The sequence below is a fragment of the Stenotrophomonas sp. YIM B13575 genome (assembly GCF_042787595.1).
GTDB lineage: Bacteria > Pseudomonadota > Gammaproteobacteria > Xanthomonadales > Xanthomonadaceae > Stenotrophomonas > Stenotrophomonas lactitubi_B.
In genome coordinates this window covers 1-15,848 of record NZ_JBHZOP010000126.1, presented here as the reverse complement: position 1 = coordinate 15,848, position 15,848 = coordinate 1, and the positions used below count along the sequence as shown (strand labels likewise).

Genomic DNA, 15,848 nt, shown 5'->3' with positions numbered 1-15,848 from the left:
CCATGCCTTGAAACGCTTGCGGCACAACGTTCAAGGCGGGTTGTCCACATCAAGTCCGCATCGCTTTCCACCTGCTATGTGGAAAACACGCAGCTGTTTGCACCGCCGATGGGCTGGACAAAAAATCACCAGCCTCGAAAACCCTTGCCGTGCGCGGCTTACGGCCACTTGTCCACATCCAACCCCCATCGATTTCCACGCGTGGTGTGGAAAACAACAAGGGGTCCGACGACGCATCGCCGGACCCCTCTCTGGGCTCACCCGTGGCAGCGCTTACCAGCGGTAAGAGACGCCCAGCTGACCGCTGGTATCGCGGAAGCCCATGCCGCCGGTCTGCCGGCTGATCTCGCCCCAGCCGCGCCAGCCACCCGACAGATTCACCTGCACGCCGGCCTTGGCTTCGTAGATGTCACGCGGCAACTGCCGGCGCAGGCGTTCGCCGTCCACGGCGATGGCCGTGTCGTTGCCACCGGACCACCAGTTCACCGCGACGAACGGCTGCACCTGCCCTTGGCCCTGCGTCAGCGAACGCGTGTACAGGCGCAGGCCCACACGCGTGGTGGTGCTGTCCTTGTCGTAACCTTCAACCACCGTGCCGTTGGCCTCGACCACGCGGTCGGCATCGTAACGGCTGTGGATCACCTGCAGCTGTGGCTCCAGGTAGACACCGCGCTGCACCGTGCGCTGCACGGGCAGTACATAGCCTGCCTCGGCCGATCCGGTCCAGCTGCGCGAGCGGTAGTGCTCCTTCTGCAGACCTTCGCCCTGCACGCTGTTGCGGAACCGCCCGTACTGCAACCAGCTGTCCACATACGCACCGCTGTCCATCCGCGCGTCCTGCAGCCAGGTGGCATACAGGCCCAGGCTGGTGCCGTTGACCACACCGTGCGCGGTGTAACCGGTCACCTGCGAACGGCTGTCGTTGCGCGCCCGGCCCTGGCCGGCCATCACACCCGCCTGCAGCTGGCCACCGGCATTGGCTTCGAAGCGACGACCGACGCCCAGCAGCACGCTGTTGAGCTCGCTGTCCACATCGACCTGGCTGCCGCGGCTGCCGGGTTGGCTGCTGCGCACCTGTGCCCAGGCAACGGCGTCGCTGCCGCCGTCGGTTGCATCGGCAGGATCGCCACTGCGGTCGTACAGGCTGTGCCGGAACATGCGCAGCGCGCTGCTCTGGTTGGCCATATACACGGCTGGCTCCGGGCGCTCCACGCGCGGCGGCGCTGGCGGCAGCGGCGGGTCGACCGGCGGATCGATCGGCGGATCAATCGGCGGAGCAGGGGGGTCAATCGGCGGAGTCGGCGGATCAATCGGCGGCTCCGGCGGATCGGGCGGTTCCGGCGGATCGACCGGTGGTACGTATTCCGAGCGCAGGTACCAGTTGCCGTCGTCCGGCGTGGCGACGCCACCCTTGTACAGGAAGTAGTCGTAAGCGCCGGCTACCGCGCGTCCCTGCAGCGAGAACTGCGCATCGGACTGGCCAGCCACGCTGATCAGGCGGATGCCTTCGCTGGTCAGGGCGCCGGCGCCCCCCGCGTTGCGCACGCTGACAGAGGCCGTGCCACTGCTGTTGCCCTGGATCACCAGCTGGTCACCCAGCGAGGCATCGTCGCCCAGCGCGCGGTTGAACAGCCAATGGCCATCGTTGCCGACATAGTCCCCGGTGACGGTCAGGGTCTTGAAGTCGTCGGTGGTGGGCGCGACGAAGGCGATGGTGCCGGCATGGTCCAGCGAGCCGACGCTGGAACTTCCACGCACGTTCCACTGGCTGCTGCCGTCCATCGCCAGCTGCGCGACCTGGTAGCCGGAGTCGTTGCGCAGCGCGCCGTTGAACACGGTGCCGTTGCGCAGCGTCATCTGCACGTTGGCGGTGGCGCTGTCGACCACGACATCGCCGGTCAGGCGGCTGTTGTCGGCGGTGAAAAGAATGTCTGCGGTGGCGACCGAGCTTCCATCGGTGAACACCGTATCGCTCACCCGCAGCAGGCGGCCACCGTCGACGTTGCCCTGCTGGCGCGCGACCACGTCGGTATTGTTGAGCGTCAGCTCGTGGTTGCTGCCCTGCAGCCACAGCGCAGGACCGTCCTGGGTCTGCAGGCTGCTGTTGTTGAATACCAGACGGTCCCAGTACGGCCCGAACACCGTGATGTAGGAACGATAGGCACCCGAATTCGTCCCCTGTGCCTGGATGCTCAGGTTGTCGGCGGTGAGCTTGGCGGTATTCATCTGCACGATGCCGAACGAGGAGGCACCCCGCGTGGTGATCGAGCCGCCGTCCAGCTGCGCATCGGCCGTGCTGCCGCCGAGGAAGACACCGCCGCCACCGGTGCCGTAGGTGGTGATGTCCAGATCCTTGGCGCGGATGCGCGAATAGGGCGTCGGTGGATTGCTGCCCGAGGCGCGCAGGCCGTAGACCCCATCGCCGTGGGTATCGATGCTGCCGCCGGTGATCGTGGCAGTGCCACCCCAGACGTCCACGCCGTGGCCGTAGCCGTTGTCGCCATGGGTGCTGATCGTGGTATCGGTGAGGTCGGCCAGCGAGTCCGCGCCGGACAGCCAGATGCCGGAGTAGCCATCACGCACGGTGAAGTGGGCGCCGTTGGTGGTCAGCTTGGCCCAGCTGTTGACGTTGACGCCATAGCCGCCGATGGTCTCGAAGCGGCCGCCGGTGATATCGGCGGTGGAGTATACGCGGTTGATTCTGTTGCCCAGCAGGCGGATGCTGCTGCCGCTGCTGCTGGCACTGCCGCCCACGATCTGCAGCGTGCCACCGTTGTCGATATCGAAGTAGCCGTTGACCACGTCCACATCGCGCAGCGACAGCACGCTGCCGCTGCCGTTGGAGGACACGCGACCGCTGTAGCCGCTGCTGGCGTCGGCGAAGGTCATCGTCAGCGATTCCAGCGACAGCAGCGCGCCACCCTCGGCGTACACCGCGCTGTTGGCACCGCCATTGATCTCCGTACCGGCCACGTGCAGCTCGCTGCCGCGCCCAGTGGAATACAGCGCGTGCCCGCCGCTGCTGACACTGCCACCGTTCAACCACACCTTGCCACCGCCGGTGGCATTGACCGTGCCGTAGCCGGAGCCGTTGCGATAGGCATTGATGACCAGGTTGTTGGCCCGGATCACGCTGCCCGCACCGCTGGCGTTCAGCGCATAGCCGACGGTGGTGCTGCCATCGCCGACCTGCAGGATGCCGCCCTCGATCAGGACGCTGCCGCCGGCGCTGGCAAGGATGCCGCTGCCGCCTCCGGTGCTGGAGATCCAGCTACCATTGACGGTAATGGTGCTGCCGACACCATTGGCCTCCAGCGCGTAGCCACCGGCACTGTGCGACAGGGTGTCGTCGGCGCCCATCTGCAGGCTGCCGCCATCGGTAACCTTCAACGGCCCCTGCAGTTCGGCCGCGTGCACGGGCAGGGCGGCCCACAGCGCGCTGGCCAGCAGGCTGGGAATCAAGGGGAGGCGCGAAGCGCGCGCGCAGGCGGACGCACGGCGGCGCCGTGGGGGAGAGGCGTTCATGCTGGTGGATTCCTGTGGCAGGGCGCAGCGCGGCTGCGCGATCTGGCGCGGCAGGGCCGCGTCGCTGTGGAAACCGGGTGCGATGGCCACTGCAGGCGCCATCCGGTTTCGCTCCCGCCGGCAACGCGATGACGATGGGAAATCGTCACCGTGGCGGGATGCATCCAGACTAGAAATCAGCCCTGTCCGATGGAATCAGGCGTTTCCTAAAGCACGTCGTGCCCTGCACAGAGGCGGGGCACGGTTCAGCGATGTGGAGGCCTCAGCCGAACATCGACGACTGCAGGCAGTACTCGATCAGCGCCTGGTCGCTGTCCACGCCCAGTTTGCGCATCGCGTTGATTTTCTGCGTGCTGACCGTCTTCGCACTGCGCTGCAGCTGGCGGGCGATGTCGCCCACGCTCATGCCGCCGGTGAACAGACGGATGACTTCGAGTTCGCGCGGCGAGAGGCGCGCCAGCACCGCCTCGGCATCCGCCGGTTCTGCGGCGGCAACCGGCAGCAGGCCCGGTGGGCGGTAGATGCGGTCGGCCAGCACCGTGCGCAGCGCCTGCACCAGGCTGCCCAGGCCGTGGCTCTTGAGCACCACGCCGCTGGCACCGGCTGCATACATGGCCGCCACCAGCGAGGGGTTGGAGACCATCGTCAACACCAGCAGACGCACATCGGGGAAGCTGCGGCGCAGGAACGAGATCAGCTTGATGCCATCGCCGAAGCTGTCCCCCCCGGGCATGCTGTAGTCGGTGATCACCGCATGGGGCAGGGTGCTCGTCATCAGCTCGACCAAGGTCGCCGGATCGGCGGCCTCGCCGACCACGTCCAGGTCCAGTTCGCCGGCCAGGACATCGCGGATGCCGGCAAGCACGATCGGGTGGTCGTCAGCGATGAGGATGCGGGTGGTCATGGTGGTGTCGGCTTGCTGGGGGATGAGGGGGCGGCGACGTGCACCAGGGGTTGCAGCAGCCGGCGCAGGCGCCGTTGGAAATGCGCGAGCGCCGAGGCGAGGGCAGGCAACGCGTCGCCGTCGCCGATCTGCTGTTCGATCTGCTGGCCGTGCGCCACCAGTGCCGGTGCGCCCACGATCACCAGTGCGCCGCGGATGCGGTGCAGCACCTGTGCCACGCGTTCCGGCGCGGCATCGTCGATCGCCCGCTGCAGGCTGTCCAGGTCGGCCTGCATGGTCTGCACGAACAGCGCCTGCATGGTTTCCGGAACCTGCAGAGGAGCATCGGCTTGGTCGTCGATGGGGCCGCGGTGCGGCTGGCTCGCAACCTGGGTCAGCAGGCGCTGCAGTGCTGCCAGGGTGATCGGCTTGACCAGTACGCCCTGCATTCCCGCCTCGTGGCAGCGTTGCCGTTCGGCGGGGTCGGCGTTGGCGGTGGCGCCGTGGATCGGTACGTCAACCCCACGCGCGCGCAGTGCACGGGCCAGTCCGTAACCATCCAGTCCCGGCATGTTGAGGTCGGTCAACACCAGGGCGAAGGGACGCTGCGGCCAATAGTGCAGGGCTTCATTGCCGTCACTGGCGACCACGGCGTGGCAGCCGAGCTGCTCCAGCTGGCCACGCAGGATCGCCTGGTTGATCGGGTTGTCTTCGGCGACAAGAACCTGCAGCCCGAACCTGCGTGGCGCCGGCAGACGTCCGTTGACCTCGGCGGGCACTGCTCGCCCGGCCGCAGCCGCCAGCGCGAGCACGATCGCATCCAGACGATGCACGCCGACCTGCCAATGTCCCCGCACCTGCTGTGGCTGCATTCCGCCTTCGCGGCACGCCACCACCTGCGGTCCACTCCACGTGGGCGTGCCCTCGTCCAGCACCAGGTCGAGCATCACCGCGCCGGGATCGGCAAGCTCCGGCGCATCGTCGCGATGCACGCTGGCCTGTGCGCCGCGCTGCTGCAAGCGCTCGCATATCGATTGTGCGAACTCGCGGACGCTGCCGCGGACGTGCACCGGCAACGCTGGCGGCAATCGCGGTGAAGCCGCCTGCAGCGGATCGGGTGTTGCCTCGGGCAGCGGCAGCTCGACCGAGAAACTGCTGCCCAGGCCGCTTTCGCTGACCACCCGCAGCTGGCCATCCATCATCGTGGTCAGGTGCGCACAGATCGCCAGGCCCAATCCGGTGCCGCGCATCGCATCGGTGCCGGGGTTGGCCTGGAAGAAAGGTTCGAACAGATGTGCCTGGTGCTCGCTGGCAATGCCGATGCCGGTATCGGCCACCTGCCAGCGCAGCCAGCAGCGGTCATCAATACGCTGTGCACCCAGGCGCACCACGACCCGGCCGCTGTCGGTGAACTTCAGCGCATTGCTGATGAGATTGTTGAGGATCTGGCGGATGCGCGCGGCATCACCGTTGACCGCAGCCGGCACGTCCGGATCGATGCAGGCATAGAACTGCAGGTCCTTGTGGGCGGCGGCAGCGGCGTAGGAGTCCAGCGCGTCCTCGGTCAACCGCACCGGGTCGAACGCGCCGGGCTCCAGGCTCAGCTGGTCGGCCTCGGCCTTGCTGACATCCAGGATGTCGCTGATCAGCTGCATCAATGTCGATGAGGAGCGCTGGATCGTGTCCAGGTAGTCCTGCTGGCGCGCATCCAGCGGGGTCAGGCCCAGCAGCTCCAGCGTGCCGAGCACGCCATACAGCGGGGTGCGTATCTCATGGCTCATGGTGGCCAGGAACTGGCTCTTGGCGCGGTTGGCCTGGTCGGCCGCACGGCGTGCCTGCTGCAGCACCTGTTCGGCCTCGTGCTGGCTGCTGAGGTCGATGAACAGGCACAGCACAGCGGGTGCGCCGCGATAGCGCGCGGGCGTCGCGGTGATCAGCAGGTGGCGGTTGTCCGGCGTGGTGTAGGCAAGGCCGTCGCCTGCCGTGGTGCCGCCAGCGGCGAGCACGCTGCGTCGCCAGGGCCCGTGCCAGCCACCGTCGTCGTGGTCTTCCCCCAGCCACTGACGTGCCAGCGCGTTGTCCAGCAGCACGCGGCCATCGGTACGGCGCAGCAGGCACAACCCGATCGGCGCGTTGTCGAGGATGGTGCGGCTGAAGGCCTCGCTTTCCAGCAACCGCGCATGGTTGCGGCGCAGTGGTTCGATCACCGAGCGCCGGTAGGCACGCAGGATCAGCACGCCACCGGTGGCCAGCAGCAACGCCACCACCATGCTGCCCAGCAGTGGCCCGCGCGGGTGCTGGAACACCTGTTGCCAGCCCACGTGATACACCGCCAGCCAGCCGTGTTCGCTGCGCATGCGGAACAGCAGGCCGTCCAGGCCCGCGCGCCATGAGGTGCCGGCGCGGCTGGCATCGTTGGCATCACCGAGCAGCAGGCGGCCGTTGCCATCGAACAGCGACATCCGTTCGAACACCGGTGTCCCCATCACCTGGCGGTAGTCATCAACGCGGCCGGGATCCAGCAGGCAGGCCACTGCGGCCAGCGACTCGTCCTCGCTCTCGCCCCACAGGCGGGCATCCTGCGGCGCGTGCGCGATGGCAAGCAGCCGGGTCTGTCCCTCGCGCCAGGCCACCGGCGTCCACACCACGTTGCCGCGACGCAGCGCCGGCCGTTCGCGCAGGACCTGGTGGATGGCGGTCAGCGCCGGTTGCAGGTGATGCGGGCTGCTCTGGCCCGGGTCACCACGCACTGTCTGGATCGGTGCAAGCAGGCCACGGCGGCCCTGGCCATCGACCAGCAGGCACTGCGGCGGTGGAAACCGCGAGGCCGCCCAGAAAGCACCGTAGAAGCGCAGGAAGCGGTCGCCCAGTTCGGCCGTTGCCTGTGTCGAAGCGCCGCCGTCGGCACCGATCCGCGCGAAACTGGCGAACAGCGGGCTGGGCTGTGTACCTGAGGCGGCCTCGTCCACAGGCTGCCCGCGATTGCCCACGTCATGCAGGCGCCATTGCCGCAGGAAGCGTTCCTGTTCCTGCAGCGTGCCGTCCAGGCGGCGGAAGTGATAGCGGATCTTGCCTTCTTCTTCGTTGAACAGCTGGCTGCCTGTGGACAGCAGCAGGCCGGCCTGCAGGGTGGCCAGCACCACCACGCCAATCAACAGGGCATGTACACGCAGGGAGCGGCGGGCGAGTCGGCGTACGGGAGCGGCCTCGGCCGGCATGGACAGGTCTCGGAGCAGTAGGCGGTCGATGGCGGCCCGAAGGGCCCAGGGCACGGCCGGTACCGCCGCGCAGAGAGGATCGTCAAAGACTCTTGATGGGATTGTGAAGCCTTTCAGCCACGCCTGTCAGCGCGACGCTGCACGGCTGCCGCGCGCGCCCTCATCAGGAGCATCTTCGTCCAGCAGACGGGTGAAGTCGTCGGAGGGCAGCGCCTGCGAAATCAGGAAGCCCTGTACCTGGTTGCAGCCGAGCTGGCGCAGCGCGGCCAGATCGGCATCACTCTCCACGCCTTCGGCAACGATGGTCAGGCCGAGCTGGTTGGCCAGCGCGATCACCGTGGTCAAGGTCAGGTGCAGGGCGGGATCGCGCGCGCAACCGCTGACCAGCGCACGATCGATCTTGACCTCGGTGAAGGGGGTGTTGACCAGGTTGTGCACCGAGCTCAGCCCTTGGCCGAAATCGTCCTGGGCCAGGCCGAAGCCCTTCATCCGCAACCGGCACGCGCCAGCATAGAAGTCGCTGACGTGGCGGGTGGTGCTGTTCTCCATCAGTTCAAAGCACAGATCCGCCGGAGTGCCGCCCGCGGCCAGGGTCAGCGCCAGCAGTTCATCCGGAAGATCGGACTGCTCCAGCAGGTGCGGTGGCAGGTTGATCGATACCGGCACGCGGAATCCCTGCGCGCGCCAGCGCGCCTGTGCCCAGATGCTGGCGGTGAGCATCGCCCGCAGCAGTTCGCCCTCCAGGCCATGACGGCACAGCGCCGGCAGGAAACTGCCGGGTGCCAGCGTCCCCAGCTGCGGGTGGCGCCAGCGCACCAGTGCCTCGGCGGCAACCACGCGCCCGGACTGCAACGACTTCTTCGGCTGGAACCAGGCGGTCAGGCTGCCGTCGGCCAGCGCCTGTCGCAGCTGCGCCGCATCCGGCTCGGGCGTCAGCGCCGCCGGGCTGGTGCGCACCGCTGGCCGCGCCTGCGCCAGTGCATCGAGCAGCGCATCGACATCGCTGGCGGCGACCGGCTTGGCCAACAGGCCGACCACGTCCAGGCCCAGTGATTCGGCCATCAACCGTGCCGAACTCATCATCCGCCGCGAGGCTGCGCTGACCACGGCAAGCCGCGGCGGGCGCGGCTGCGCGGCCAGTGCCTGGATGAACTGGATGCCATCCTGGCCCGGCATCAACAGATCGCTCACCACCAGGTCATAGGCCTGGCAGGCACACAGGGCGATCGCCGCCTCCACGTCTTCGCAGGCGTCGACCTGCACGCCGGCACGCGCGCTGAACAGATTGACGAGGTAACCACGTTGGAACGGCTGGTCTTCCAGGATCAGGACACGGCGGGTCATGCGGGATCTCCTTGGCGAACGGCGGAAAGCGCCTGACGCAGGCGTGCGATGTCGATGGGTTTGCTCAGATAGCCCTGCATGCCGCTGGCCAGGCAGCGCTCGCGCTCCTCGGCGGTGGCGTTGGCAGTGGCGCCGATCACGGGCAGCAGAGTGCCCTCCGCCCGCAGCCGGCGCGCCAGGGTGTGGCCGTCCATGCGCGGCATGTTGATGTCGGTGACCACCAGGTCGAAGTCCTGGGTCTGGCACAGCTGCAACGCCTCGACGCCATCCTGGGCAAGCTCCACCTCGCAGCCCAGGGCCTGCAGCTGTTCGGCCAGGATCACCCGGTTGATGGGATTGTCTTCCACGGCCAGCACCCGCAGTCCCAGCGGGCCCGGTTGCACATCGCGCGCTGCGGTCGGCAGCGTTGCGCACTGCCGCTGCTGGCGTGCAACCGCCAGGGCGATCGAAGACATGCCGTGCAGGGTGACCAGCAGCGCGCCATCGGCAGCAGGTGCGGGTTGGTCGCCACCATCGATCGAGGCCAGCACCCGCGGTCCCTGCCAGGCCAGCGGCTGTTCCGCCTCGCCATCCATCAGGATCGCACCGGCGTGGTCGAGCAGGGCAGGATCGCCCTGCAGCGGCTGCGCATTGGCACCCCAGCGGCGCAGCCAGCCACAGGCACTGTCGACGAGCTCGCGATCGCGGCCGCGCACGTAGACCGGTGGTTCGGCCAGCAACGCCGGGCCGTCCTCGGTCGCGGCCAGCACCGGCAAGGGCAGGCGCACGGTGAAACTGCTGCCCAGTCCCGGTTCGCTGACCACGCGCAGTTCGCCACTCATCAACCGCACCAGGCGGTCGCTGATCGACAGGCCCAGCCCAGTACCCTGAGCGCTGGCGGCGCCACGGACCTGGCGGAAGGGCTCGAACAGGCGCGCCTGTTCCTCGGTGGCGATGCCCACGCCGGTATCGGTGACCTGCCAGGCCAGCACGCTCGACTCGCCTTCGCGCTGCACCAGGCGCACGCGCAGCACTACCCGGCCATGCTCGGTGAACTTGATGGCGTTGCTGAGCAGGTTGCCCAGCACCTGGCGGATCCGGTCGGCATCGCCGAGCACCCGTGTCGGCAACCGTGGATCGGTGCAGACCAGTACCTGCAGGCCCTTGCGCGTGGCCGCAGCAGCGAAGCTGCGCAGCACGCTTTCGGTCAGCTCGCGCGGCGAGAACGATGCCGGTTCCAGGCTCAGCTGGCCCGACTCGATCTTGGACACATCCAGCACGTCGCTGATCAGCTGCAGCAGCACCGACGAGGAACTTTCGATGGTGCGCAGGTACTGCGACTGGCGCGCATCCAGCGGCGTGCGGCCGAGCAGCTCCAGCGTGCCAAGCACCCCGTACAGCGGCGTGCGGATTTCATGGCTCATGGTCGCCAGGAACGCACTCTTGGCCTGGTTGGCGGCGTCGGCCGCCTGCCGCGCCGAGGACAGTGCCGCCTGCGCCTGCCGATGGCGTGAGATGTCATGGAACACGCACAGCAGCACGTCATCATCCTGGTAACGGCAGGCCGCATGCAGCACCTGCAGCTGGCGACCGTCGCGTGCGGTGAACTCCAGCCCGCGACCGCGTTCGCCGGCATGCCCGCGCCACGGTGCCTGCCAATCGCTGTCGGTGCCGTCCTCGCCCAGCCAGTCGCGCAGCAGCTGGTTGGACAGCAGCAGCTGGCGGTCACTACGACGCAGGACACAGATGCCGACCGGCGCCAGGTCGATCACCGTCGAACTGAAATCCAGGCTTTCCAGCAAGCGCCGGTGCTGCAGCAGGGCCGGTTGGATCAGCTGGCGGTCGACGCGGTGCCGCAGCAGGCGCAGGGCAATGCCAGCCAGCAGCAGCAAGGCACCGCTGATCAGCAGCGAAGTCGCCATGTCGCCAAGCAGCAGGCGCGGAGGCAGGTGATAGACCAGCCGCCAGCCGTCATTGCCCACCCCCTTCACCAGGGCCACGCCGCGCGGCAGGCCCGTGCTCCAGAGCACGCCGAAACTGTCGTCCTGGCGCTGCTGCAGCGCTTTCCAGCCCGCACTGTCCAGCCGTGGCGCCAGGCTCGACAGGGCCGGCTGTCCATCGCGGTCCAGCAGGGCGTAGCCGCCGATGCCCTGGCCATCGATCATGTCCGAGGCGGCCGCACTGTCCAGCAGCAGCATCAGCCACTGGCTCGACTGCGGCCCGGCCTGTACCGGTTGGGCCAGGGCGACCCCGGCATCGCCCGCGCGCAGCCAGTACACCGGATCGGTACCGGCAAGCGTGCCGCTGCGCTGCCGCAGCACCTGCAACGTGGGCAGGCCGGCGATGTCCACGTCGGCCTGCCCACCCGCCAGCCAATGCGTTCCCTGCGCATCGACCAGCAGCAGATGGGTCTGCAGGGTCTGCAGCGTGTGCTCCGCGCGCGGCGACAGCAGCAGGCGCTGGCCAGGCTTGCCGCCCGGCCCGTCCAATGGCAGCTGGCGCACACCTTCGCTGGACGCTACCGACGGATCACCCACCACCACCGAATCGCCCAGGTAGCGCAGCAGGGCCTCGCGCTGGTCGAAGTAGATCTGCGCCCTGTACGCGGCGGCATTCATGTCGCGGCGGTGGCTGGAGATGTCTTCGGTCAGCGCGGTCAGCAGGTAGAAGCCGGTGGCGGCCGCCAGGCACAGGAACACGCACACCGTCAGCCAGCGCAGCAGCACCGAGGCGGTGGTCGGCGGCGCGACCAGGGGCAGGGAAGGGCGAGGGAATCGGAACATGCACCGATCCTAGGGAGGACGGTCACCCGCCCGGAATCAGCCATGTCCTAAAAAGCCGCCTGCACCCCGTGCAGCAGACCACCGGCCGGGAACCGTTCAGGCTGGCGCTGGGCCGGCGCTCAAAAAAAGACCCCCGCCGAAGCGGGGGTCTGTGGCGTTCCGCCAGCAGGGGCGCCCTTACAGCGCGCTGCCGCCGAACTTGTGCGTGTACTGCAGGTTGATGGTGCGGCCGACGCTGTCGAACCAGGACACGTCGTAGTACGGGTACGCGGTATAGGTCCTGTCCTTCGGCGGCATCTTGTTGAACACATTGACCACCGACAGCGACAACCGCGAGTGATCGTCGAAGCGGTACTGCAGCGAGGCGTTGTAGCGGTAGGTCGCCTTGATCCACGGGCTGTCGCCGCTCTCCTCGTCGAACACCTGGTCGTAGCTGTCCGAGGTCGGTAGCTTGCCCAGGCGCGAGCCGTACACGGTGGCCGACCAGGCATCCTTCTCCCAGGTCACGCTGACGCTGGTCTTGGTGCGCGGAATATCGAAACCGCTGTTGATCGCGAACTGGTCTTCGGTCACATCACCGGCATAGCGCTGGAAGTCATGCTTCTTCACCCAGGTGTGGGTGCCATTGAAGATGAAGTCGCCGATGCCGGTCTGCAGGCGGTAGCGCAGGCCGACGTCGATGCCGGAGGTGGACTCACGCGCAACGTTGATCGGGTTCACATGCACGCCATACAGGCGGCCATCGGCAGTGCGGGTGATGCGGGCCAGGGCGTCCACGCAGGTCGGCGAGGCGGGGTCGGCGCTGCCCAGCCGGCAGTTCGCTTCGCTGGCCAGAATCGTACGCACGTCCATGTCCTGCACCTGGTCGCGCATGTCGATGTTGAACCAGTCGGCCGACAGGTCCAGGCCGGCGGCCGGCGACCACACGAAACCAGCGCTCCAGGAGGTGCTGGTTTCCGGGTCCAGCTCGCGGTTGCCACTGCGGCTGCGGATCACGTTGCGCTCGTAGTCGGCGCAGTCATCGGCGGCATCGGCGCGGCAGTTGTACAGATCTTCCGCGCTGGTCTCGTCGTTGCCCGGGCCGGCGAAAACATAGTGCAGGTCCGGCGCGCGGAACGCGGTGCCGTACGAACCGCGCACCAGCAGCGTGTCGATCGGACGCCATTCCAGGCCGCCGCTCCAGGTTGCCTTGCCGATGGTGTGGCCCGAATAACGGTACTGGTCGTAACGCCCGGCCACGCTCAGGTTCACCGTTTCATGCAGCGGCATGCGCAGCTCGGCAGCGGTCGCCCAGCGGTTGCGCGAGCCCTTGCCGTCCGAATCCTTCCAGCTGTAGTAGTAATAGCCGGTCGCCAACGGATCGGGGTTGAGCGCATAGGCCTGCTGGCCCACTTCCACCGTCGCGGCGAAGCCGGCGTCGCCACCGGGCAGGGTGAACAGTGAGCCATTGGTCAGCGTCAGCGCCGCCGTCTCGGTGCGCGACTTCGGCGTATAGGTGGTGCGTGCGGCGATCGAATCGTACTCGGCACGGGTCAGCGGCCGGTACAGGCGCGACGGGTCGGCGTTGTAGATCGGGAAGCCGTCATCGTCCTCGCCCAGCTGCGGGCCCAGGAACAGGTCGTTGGCCTTGGACGCGATGATCTGCGCCCAGCTGATCCGCGACTGGTACTGCGAATGGCTCAGTGACGCTTCGTAGTCCCAGCTGCCGGTCAGGTTGCCCTTGAAGCCGGTGGTCACGCTGAAGGTCTTCTGCGTGCTGCGCACCATCGCATTGTCCAGCCCGCCCATTTCCTCGGGCGAGAACTGGCGCTGCCAGAACTCGATCTCGCCGGTCGCTTCATTGTTGAAGTAGCCCGACTCGTCGCCGTCGGCGGCCATGCGGCCCCACTTGGTGACATCGCGCATCAGCGACATCGTGTGGTAGCCCAGCTGCACGTCGGCGAACCACTGCTGGCCGTTGTCGAAGTCGTAGCTGAGCGAGGCATAGCCGTTGGCGCCGCGGCGCTTGCTGAGGATCGTGCCGTAACCGATCGCGCTGTCGCTGCCGCAGTAGTAGCCGTAGCGCGGGCGGAACGCGCGGTAGGTGCTGCCCTGGTTCTGCGCGGACAGTGCATCACAGGTCGCTGCGCCCGGATCCAGGTAGTCATCGTTGTAATCGGTGCGCAGATAGGAGCGACGGGCGATGCGCGCGCCTTCGGTCGGGCCGTCCTGGGTCGAGTCCTGGATGTCGCGGTCGTAGGCCCACAGCGGCGTCTGCGACTGCAGTTCGACGCTGTATACCGCGTTGAAGTTGCCACTGCTGAAGCCGCTGGCCAGGCTCATGTCGAACGACTCACCACCGCCTTCGGTGGTGGTGCCCATGCGCATGTCGATGGTGGTGCCATCGGCCTTCTTCTTCAGGATGAAATTGACCACGCCGGCGATCGCATCCGAGCCGTAGATCGCCGACGCGCTGCCGGTCAGCACTTCAATGCGGTCGATCATGCCCAGCGGAATGTTGGACACATCGGTGAAGTTGCTGCGGCCCTTGAACGGCATCGGGAAGTCGGCGATGCGGCGGCCGTTGACCAGCACCAGGGTGTGGTTCGGCCCCAGCCCACGCAGGTCGACCTGCTGCGCGCCCGGCGAGAAATCGGCGCCGCCGGAGGACTGCTGGCTCTGCGTCTCACCGCCGTTCTGGGTCATCGCGCGCAGCACGTCCGGTACGGTGGTGAAGCCGCTGGAGTGGATCTGCTCTGCGTTGATGACAGTGATCGGCGCCGGTCCTTCCACCTGGGCGCGCGGGATGCGCGAGCCGGTCACCTGCACCGCATCCAGCTGTTGTACCGAAGAGGAAGCGGGAGTCTGTGCTGCCGCCGAAGCAGCAACGCCCATCAACGCCAGCTGGATCGACCACGCCATCGCCTGTCTACGCATGAGAAATTCTCGGAAGTAATGCCGGCCCACAGAGGAGGGGCCCTGTCCCCCATTCACATTTCAGGAATGGGCGCGCGCATTTAACGCCTTTTTCATGTCCTTGACTACTGGGGATATGTCTGGCAAAGAGTGAAAACGGTTGCAGGTCGTTTTTGTTCAGGGAGATCAAGATGCGACGCCTTCGCTATGGGCTGCGTGGCCCGCTCACCGCCTTGCTGCTGTCGGTGCTCTGCTGGTCCTCGCCAGCAGCTGCACAGGAGCTGATGGAGCCGGGCTTCGCCTACTACGAAGTGGGTGATCTGGATGCGCCGCGGCCCGGTCCGCGCGCCCCCGCGATGATGCTGATGGGCGGCGGCGAATGGGTCCCCGAGGCCTTCCAGTGGTGGCTGCGCCAGGCCGGCAACGGTCGCGTGCTGATCCTGCGCGCCTCCGGCACCGATGAGCTGCAGGACCGCCTGTACCGCGAGATCGGCGGTACCACCGCCGTGCAGACCCTGGTGTTCGACAGCCGCCGCGGCGCCGACGACCCGGCCGTGCTGCGGGTCGTGGCTGCGGCCGATGCGATCTTCATCGCCGGCGGCGATCAGTCCCGCTACATCCGCTTCTGGAAGGGTACCGCGCTCAATCGCGCACTGAATGCCCACGTGCGCGCCGGCAAGCCGATTGCCGGTACCAGCGCCGGCCTGGCCATCCTCGGCGGCTACGCGTATGGCGCGCTGGATGGCGGCAGCATCGATTCGGCCAGCGCCATGGCCGACCCGATGGGCGAGGCCGTCACCCTGGATCGCGGCTTCCTGCAGCTGCCCTACCTGCAGCGGGTGGTCACCGACACCCACTTCGACAAGCGCGACCGTCTCGGCCGCCTGATCGTGTTCGTGGCCCGCGCCGCGCATGACAGTGGTGACCCGGACATGGTCGGCATCGGCGTCGACGAAGATACGGCCCTGTGCGTGGAGCCTGATGGCCAGGCCCAGGTCTACAGCGCCGACGGCGAAGGCAAGGTCTGGGTGGTCAGCCCCGGACGCGATGCCGACCGGCTGGTGGAAGGTGAACCCCTGCGCTTCCACGCGGTGCCGGTCACCGTGGTTGCCAGCGGCAGCCGCATGCGCCTGGACGACCTGCAGGCCGACGCGGCCTACCAGGCCTTGGCTGACATCAGCGACGGCGAGATTGAAGTCATCCGCCAATGATCCGGTAGCG

Annotated in this window: 7 protein-coding genes; 1 reads left to right on the top strand and 6 read right to left on the bottom strand. The window is 67.6% G+C overall.

The features are described 5' to 3' along the window. Positions 1-273: 273 nt before the first annotated feature. The 6 genes from ACFX4F_RS17825 to ACFX4F_RS17800 all read right to left on the bottom strand — a co-directional run bounded on the left by ACFX4F_RS17825 (position 274) and on the right by ACFX4F_RS17800 (position 14,648). A complete protein-coding gene (locus ACFX4F_RS17825) occupies positions 274-3,525 on the bottom strand; it encodes an autotransporter outer membrane beta-barrel domain-containing protein (protein ID WP_380657551.1) in 3,252 nt (1,083 codons plus the stop codon). A 262-nt stretch (positions 3,526-3,787) separates the two neighbouring features. After that, positions 3,788-4,429: a response regulator gene (locus ACFX4F_RS17820; RefSeq protein WP_380657549.1), complete on the bottom strand. Its 642-nt coding sequence runs from the start codon at positions 4,427-4,429 to the stop codon at positions 3,788-3,790. Continuing rightward, positions 4,426-7,626, bottom strand: coding sequence for an ATP-binding protein (locus ACFX4F_RS17815; protein WP_380657547.1), 3,201 nt, complete (start codon positions 7,624-7,626; stop codon positions 4,426-4,428). The genes ACFX4F_RS17820 and ACFX4F_RS17815 overlap by 4 nt, the downstream gene beginning before the upstream one ends. A 126-nt stretch (positions 7,627-7,752) precedes the next feature. Further along, on the bottom strand, positions 7,753-8,970 hold the full coding sequence (locus ACFX4F_RS17810; RefSeq protein ID WP_380657545.1) for an EAL domain-containing protein: 1,218 nt from the start codon (positions 8,968-8,970) through the stop codon (positions 7,753-7,755). Continuing rightward, the gene (locus ACFX4F_RS17805; RefSeq protein ID WP_380657543.1) at positions 8,967-11,732 is read right to left on the bottom strand and encodes a response regulator; all 2,766 of its coding nucleotides are present in this window, start codon (positions 11,730-11,732) and stop codon (positions 8,967-8,969) included. Before ACFX4F_RS17805 ends, ACFX4F_RS17810 begins: the two co-directional genes overlap by 4 nt. Before the next feature lie 177 nt (positions 11,733-11,909). Further along, positions 11,910-14,648, bottom strand: a complete 2,739-nt coding sequence (locus ACFX4F_RS17800; protein WP_380657541.1) for a TonB-dependent receptor plug domain-containing protein — start codon at positions 14,646-14,648, stop codon at positions 11,910-11,912. 170 nt (positions 14,649-14,818) lie between these two features. On the opposite strand from ACFX4F_RS17800, the gene ACFX4F_RS17795 reads away from it, so the two are divergent. Then, a complete protein-coding gene (locus ACFX4F_RS17795) occupies positions 14,819-15,838 on the top strand; it encodes a cyanophycinase (RefSeq protein WP_380657539.1) in 1,020 nt (339 codons plus the stop codon). Positions 15,839-15,848 lie beyond the last annotated feature (10 nt).